The sequence below is a fragment of the Nocardia cyriacigeorgica genome (genome assembly GCF_010858045.1).
In the GTDB taxonomy this organism is placed as follows: domain Bacteria; phylum Actinomycetota; class Actinomycetes; order Mycobacteriales; family Mycobacteriaceae; genus Nocardia; species Nocardia cyriacigeorgica_E.
In genome coordinates this window covers 1-7671 of the sequence record NZ_JAAGVC010000077.1, presented here as the reverse complement: position 1 = coordinate 7671, position 7671 = coordinate 1, and the positions used below count along the sequence as shown (strand labels likewise).

Here is a 7671-nt window from a genome sequence, read left to right as displayed (position 1 = left end):
GTCGATCCTGTTGCGGGCGCGGATCCCGCTGTGGATGTTGATCGTGCTGCGAGTTCTGGGCGGTCGGCGTCCCAGTGGTAGCCGAGGCCGATGGCGTAGGCGTTGGCGTCCTGCCAGGTGGCGAGGAGGTTGGCGCGCAGGTAGTCGGATTCGGCCAGGGCGTCGTGCAGCAGGATGAAGTCCTGCGGCAGCGGGGTGCCGTTGCGCAGGCGGTTCCAGGCTTCGGCGATATCGGCGAGGCGGTCCATCGGTTTGCGCACGAAACGGCCGTTGGGGTCGGCGTAGTCACGGACCAGCAGCTCGGCCTCCATGAGGTGGTGGCGGATCTGTGCGAGCTGTTCGGGGGTGAACACCGGGACGTCGTCGCGCATGTGCTCGGCCAGCGCGCCCGCGATCATGTCCGGCTCGACGCCGGCCATGAGCAGTTCGCGTACGTCTTCGATGGTGTCGCGGATGGCGGCGGGATCATCGGCGGCGAACTGATCGGCCAGGGCTTCGGCGATGCGGTCGATGTCGGCGTGGACGGCGTCGAGCTGGGCGTTCACATCGCCCCGCGGGTCGATCCCGGCGTGGCCGTCGACCAGGTCCCGCCGCACCCGGTCGACGACCTGGCGCGCCCGATCCACCTGCTGCTCGTGCCGGTGTTCCTCGATCCCCTCGGCGATCCGGTCCAAGTCGTCGGGGTCGGTCAGGAATCGGCGGTATTCGGCATCGGCCCAGTCCTGCACCCGCTGCCACTGCTCGGCTTCGTGCTCCCATTGCCGACGCAACGATTCCGGCACGTCGTCGACGCCCTGACGGTGATCGGAAGCGACCCAGGGCCGAACCATCGGCTGCACATTGCGTTCCGGTGGCGCGAACCACTCGTACCCGCGGAACACCGTCCCGAACGGTGGGATCCGCTGCAACCACGGCCGCGCCAGCACCCACCGGCCGATCCACGGATGCCGCTGAATCCACGCCTTGACGGCCGGATGCTTGGGCACTTGCGCCGCCATCAGCAGCAACCGCACCACGTTGTAGGAGTCGGCGCCCCAGTGCTGGCCGAAGATCTGATTCGGGTCGAGACCGGAGGTGTTGTACTGCGTCGGCGCCTGCGGTGCGTTCACCGGCAGCGTGCTCTCCGGAATTTTGCCGGCCGGGACGTCGTCGGTGGGCAGGGTGATGTCGTTGACGACGTCCTCCATGGCCCAGCCGCTCACACCGTCCGGCGGGTCTTTGCGCGAGTACTTGCCGTACCGCTCGGCCTTCGGTTTGCTCGATTCGCTGGTATCGCGGCCGGTCCGCCAGTCCGGGCGGGTGGGGTCGACCCGGTGCCAGTTCCCTTCGCCGTCGCGCCAGGAGGTGATGTCGAGCCGGTCGCCGCCGACCCAGCCGGTGCTCAGCCGCTCCACCTCGAGCAACCCGAGTTCCTCGACCGTGCACACACCGTCGCGGTCGGCGCGCACGCGGCGCAGTTCGACGGTGGTGTCGGCGTCCATCATCGACTGCGCCACCAGCGAATTCGTGCGCAAGGCGGTGGCGAAGGCATCGTCGATATCGCTGCGCGGCGGGCGGCCGAGCTGGTCGCGGATACCGAACACCACGATCCGGGTGGCGTCACCGTCGACGATGATGCCCACGCGCGGCGTCACCATCCGGCCGCCTTCGCCCTCGATCATCGTCCGCCAGGCGCCGGCGAGACCCGCCATCTCGTCCTGGATGCGGCCGACGAGATTGTGCACCCGGTTCACGTCGCGGGCGGCATCGGCGAGGGCGTCGATATCGCGCAGCAGCAGGCGTTGGCCGTCGCCCGCCGCTCCGGTGAGCATGTCGAATTGGGCTCGGCCGCGCAGGAATCGGAGCGTTTCCCCGAGCCGGTCGGGAGCGAGAGCGGCCTCGTCGGGACGGCCCTGTGCGTCGACGACGCCGAGCCGGGTCGCGAGATCGTCGCGCATGACGCGGCGCGGTTTGATCTGCCGCAGCTGCTCGGCCCGCTGCCTGGCGAGCCGGTCCAGTTCGGCCGCGACCTCATCGGCACGCGGCCTGCCCTCACCGACGCCTGCACGCTCGAGTTCGGCGAGCTGCCTGTCGACCTGGTCGACTTCGGCGTCGAGCCGGTTGCAGGTGCTCGCCGCGTCGGCGAGTTTGGCGATCGCGGCGCGCCGTTCGGCTGCGTCGGCGCTGCTACGCGGGGAACGGGACTGGCTGGGACCCTCATCCATGCCACCGGGATGGTCGACGGTGTCCGCGCCCGCCTCGTCATAGAGGCGCAGGATGGTCGGTTCGAGCCGGTCGCCGCGTAGCGCCGCCTCGTCGACGCGGCCGTCATCGTCGACCAGACCGTGCCGCACGGCGCGATCATCACGTTTGGCGCGCCAGAATTCACGTTCGCGGGCCAGCTCCTGACGCTGCTGTACCAGCCGGTCGTATTCGCCGACCGGGGTCACCGAGCGTTCCAGGCGCGCCAATTCCTGATCGAGGCGCGCGACGTCGGCGTCGGCGTCGTTGAACTGCTCGGCCGCCCGTTCGAGCGCGTCGAGTTCGGCCAGCCTGCGCGGCATCTCGTCGACGCGCATGGTGCGGCCGCGCAGCTCCTCCATGGTCGCGCCGAGGTTGTCCCGGTTCAGTGCCGCGTAGGCGTCGGCGTCGTCGATCGGGTGGCGTTCGGCGCGCATATCGCGGATCTCGCGCCACTCTTCGCGCCGCGCCACCGCTTCGGCGCGTTCGGCGGCGAGGCGGTCGTATTCGGCCCTGACCTCGGGAGACATCTGGGCGCGCGGATCCGCGTCGGGTTCGGTGCCGGGATCGCTGGCGGCAGGTGTATCCCCTTCGGCGGGTGCGGCCGCTTCGGCAGGTGTATCCGCTTCGGCGGGTGCGGCCGGGTCGGCGGGTGCGGCCGGGTCGGCGGGTGCGGCCGCGTCGGCAGGTGCAGCCGGGTCCGCAGGTGCAGCCGGGTCCGCAGGTGCGGCCGCGTCGGCAGGTGCAGCCGCGTCGGCAGGTGCAGCCGCGTCGGCAGGTGCAGCCGCGTCGGCAGGTGCAGCCGCGTCGGCAGGTGCAGCCGCGTCGGCAGGTGCAGCCGCGTCGGCAGGTGCAGCCGCGTCGGCAGGTGCAGCCGCGTCCGCAGGCGCAGCCGGGTTCGGCTGAGCGGGATCGTTCCGTCCGTCGTGCGGGGGCTGCCCATGCGACGACGTGCCGGCCTCACCCGTACTGTCACGCTCACCATCGCCGCTGTCCCCGTCGTCGGGCCGGGCGGGTGCCGGCGGCGTGCCCGGCGGATTCTGGGCTCCCCCGCCCGCTTCCGGCTCCGGCGGCGTGCCCGACGGCTCCTGCGCTTCCCCACCGGCTTCCGGCTCCGGCCGCGTACCCGACGGCTCCTGCGCTTCCCCGCCCGCTTCCGGCTCCGGCGGCGTGCCCGACGGCTCCTCCACTCCCCCATCGGCTTCCCGCTCCGACGGGGTTGGCAGCGCCCGCGCCTCGCCCGGCGCGGCGGGCGGCCGGGAGGGCGGAGTGTCGCCCGCGGGGGTCGGGGTGGCGTCGGGATCGTCGCCGGGATCGGCGCGCCAGCTGCCGTCGGGGTTGCGGGGCTGGTGCAGATCGGGCTGCGGACCGGGGGTGGCGTTGTGCACGTCGTTGACGAGCCCGGCCAGGTGACGGACATCGGCGGCGCGCTGCCGGATCTCCTCGCGCAGGGCGGCCTGGACCTCGGCCAGCTCGGCGGGGCTCAGGCGTTCGTGCAGATCCATGCGGCCGTCGCGGAACTTGGTGTACGCCTCGCTCCAATCGTCGTCGCTCGCATTGGTGATATCGACGCCGAGGATGCGCAGATAGTCGCGGCTCGGCCTGCGATTGGCGACATCCGGGGCGGGGCCGTCGCCGAACGGGGCGAAAAGACCGGTGTCGCCGAGGATGTCGAGCAGGAACGCCAGCGATGACGGGTCGTGCACGGGCAGCTCGTCGCCACCCACTCGCGGATCGGCGCTCGGATCGCGCTGCAAGCCCTGGGTGAAGGGGTCGACCTCGCCGAGCGCGCGCACGAAATCGGTCAGCGCGTCGACCACCGCGGGATGGTCGGCCATCGAGAACACCATGGCGTTGATCGCGCGGCGCATCCCCTTGGGATCGAGGGTGTCCCGGTCTGGCCGCAGATGCCGCATATCCTCGGTGAAGCTCGCCCCGTACAGCACCTCCGGGGCGACGCCGAGCCGCCGCGCCAGCCGCAGCACCGCCGCGTTGACGGCGGCTTTGTCCAGCTTGCGCAGGTTTTCTGCGTATTCGGCGAGATCCTCGAGCTGCTGAAGCCGCCGCGAGTCCGGTGTCGCCGGATCGGCGATGATCCGCGCGACCAACTCCGGAGACAGCGCGGTGCGCTCGATCTCGAGCCGGTTGGTCAGATGGCCGAGCACCTTGTCGAGGGCGTTGTAGTGGTCGATCGCGTCGGCGCTGCGGGTGGCGTCGAGTAGGCCTTCGACCTGCGTCGCGCGCAGCACATTGTCCTGCCACAGCTGGGCAATGGCGTCGGCCCACTGGCGCGGGCCGAGCGAGTCGGGGTCGACGATACCCAGCCGGCGAGCCAGTGTGTTGCGTTCGCTGCGAAGGGAATCCGCGCTGCGAGTGCCGTCGGGATCGGCCTGGGGATCGCTCGTGGCGGGGTCCTCCGAGCGGTTCCGGTCCGCCGCTCCCGCGGTTCGATCGGCGTCGCTGTCCACCCGGTCGGGACGAACCGAACCGGTCCGGTCGCCCGCCGTACCGTCAACCGTCCCGGCGGGCCCATCCGCGGGCACCGGATCCGGTACCACGTGCCAGGTCCCGCTCGGCTCGCGCACCATCGTCACCGCGACCGGCCTGCCGTCGATCTCGCCGCGGAAGTGCCGGATCTCGGGGGTGTCGAGCGCGACGATGTGGACCATGCCGTCGCGGTCGAGGAACGCGCTGTAGAACTCGACCTCCACCTCACCGCGGTCCACCCGGCCGGCCAGATCGGGGTCGCGGGTCAGGGCGGCGGCGATGGCCGCCTCGTGCTCGCCCCTGGCATTGACCACGATGACGCGCGGCGGTTCACCCGGAACCTGGACGACCCGATCAGCGGCGTCGGCGGCGAGGAAATCGTCGACCCGATCGGCGAATTCACCGACCAGATCGGCGCGCGCGGGCAGCTGCTCGCGCAAGGCGGCGATGGTCTCGTCCAATCGGGCGGACGGCGACAGCGCAGCGATCGGCACCCCGAGCAGCTGCGCCCACACGCCGCGTTCATCGCGAAGCTGTTCGCGCCGCAACGCGTCCTGGAAGTGCAGGCTGTTGCCCTTGTCTCGCTCCTGCGGAACTTCCGGACCCCACTCCGGCCCCGGTTCGCCACCGTTGCCCACACCGTCCCAGCGCAGGATGTCGGTGCGTTCGCCGCGGGCGCTCGCGCGGTCGATCAGCGAACGACCCAGCGGGTCCTCGTCGAAGAAGCTGGTGGAGTCGGCGTAGGGGACGATGTCGTGTTCGGCGTTGTAGCGGCGGGCCGCGGCATAGAGGCCTTCGATGGCTCCGGCGCGGCGCATGTGGGCGTACCGCGCGTCCGCGACGGCGCGGCGCAATGTCTCCGGGTCGACGTCGGGCAAGCGCATCCCTAGTAGGCCCGCGATACGGCGGAGCTCGGCGGCGTCGGCGGCGCGCGTGCGCAGGTTGTCGGCGAGGTCGCGGGCCCAATCCGGTAGCGACGGCTCCTTGTCGAGTTCGCCCGTGGCGGGCGGCGCCTGGTCTCCGGGTGGCAGTTGGTTGCGCGCCGGCGGTTCGCCGCCGTCGAGCCCGGCCAGTTCCAGATCGGCTCGGATCTCGCGCAGCAGTTCCAGATCTGCTTCGTCTATCCACGGCGCGTACTCCTCGCCCTCGGGGGTGAGGATCGGTGCCACGTCGCCTGTCCGAGTGGGCAGCCGGTCGGTGAGGTGACGCAGGAACGGGATGAGTTCCCGGCTCTTCCACATCGTCACACCCTCTTTGAGGATGCGGGCCGGATTGAACTTGGTGGTGAGTTCCTCGATCGGCGAACCACCCGGTGTCGCGGGGGGTTTGTTGGTGGTCAGGTCGATCGGCAGATACTCGTGGCCGAGCACCGATTGGCCGGCACCATCGACGCCGGACCCGGACGGATACTTCGGGCTCGCGCCGCCGTACCCGCCGCGCAGCGCATCCCAGACCTTGCGCAGCCAGGACTTCTTCTTCTCGATCGCCTTGGGTTCGGACGCTTCGGGCCGCTCGACGGTCGGGCGCAGCCGCTCCGGCGCCTCGACCCGCCAGCCGCCGTTGCCGTCGTCGACCAGCCGGACCGGGACCCGGTCACCGTCGACAGTGATCACATAGCGGCGGCCGCCGGATTCGCCGGACTGCTCCTGCCTGGTCGCGAGGACGGCGTCGGCCAGCTCATCGATGTCGGTGATGCGGCGCAGCACCTCGCTGCGCAGCCGATCGATCGTCTGGCCGGCGCGGTCGTCGAGGTCGGTGGGGTCGACGTTCAGGCGTCCGGCCCACCGGTCCCGTTCGGCGGTGGCAGCGGCACGTTCACCGGGGTCGGTGACGGCGTCGAGCCGGGCGACCGCGTCGGCCAGCGCCTCGACTGTCGCCGCCCGCACGAGATTGCGGTACTGCTCGGCGGTGATGGTTTCGGCCAACCGCGCGGGGTCGAGTTCATCGGCGCCGAGACCGTACCTGCGGGCCAGCTCGGCGGCGACGTCGGCGATCGGGCTGACCTGCGGCATCAGCACATTGCCGGTGCGCGCGACAGGCTCGCTCGCGGGCTGCGGCGCACGATCGGGCGCCTGGCCCGCGTCGTCGGGCGGGAACCAGAGCCCCGGCTCGTCGGGCGACGGATGCGTGAAGTCCTCCGGATACCGCATCGGCCGCAGCGGGCCGGCCTCCGGGTCCAGCACCGCGTCCAAGAACCCGTGCGCATCGGCCAACTCGGCCAGTTCGGCCAACGCACCCAACGGATCCGGATGCCCCGTCAGCCGCTCCCCCAACCCGAGCAACTCCGCCAGCCGCGCCACATACCCGCGCTCCCGATCCGACAACGCCACCGGATCGTCCTGCCCCCGCAGCGCAACCTCCCGCAGGAAATCGACCACATCGGCGAACGGGCGATAACCCCAGCTCCGCTCGGCGCCATCGCCGTCGACGTCCCGAGGTGCAGGCGGGCCCGCCGGCGGCGCACCCGAGGCTCCGGCATCCGAATCCGGATTGCCTGCCGACGGCACGGGTTGCCGTTGCGGTGTTTCCGCACGCTGCACCGGAGCAGGCGATTGCGCGGCCGGCTCCCGGACCGCCGGATCGCCCAATGCGGGCTGATCCGGCTGCGCCGGTGGGGTGGGCTCCGCCTGCTGCGGGACCTCGGCGGGAGCCAGCGGATGTGCCGGCGCTTCCGACGGCATCGGAGGATGCGCAGGCTGCGGCGGGACCGGCGGCTCCGAAGGTGTCGTCGGCACAGCCGGACGCGGAGACTCCGACGGCATCGGCGGATGCGAGGGCAGCGGCGGCTCCGACGGCATCGGAGGGTGCGACGGCATCGGAGGGTGCGACGGCAGCGGCGGATGCGACGGCAGCGGCGGATGCGACGGCAGCGGCGGATGCGACGGCAGCGGCGGATGCGACGGCAGCGGTGGGGTCGGCGGCTCGGAGGTTGGCTCCTTCGGGGGCTCAGCGCCGCCTGGGGAT

General features: G+C 71.7%; 1 pseudogene. It reads right to left on the bottom strand.

Annotated elements, in window-relative coordinates:
* Positions 1-7388: pseudogene (locus GV790_RS28490) on the bottom strand (hypothetical protein); the annotation flags it as partial.
* Positions 7389-7671 lie beyond the last annotated feature (283 nt).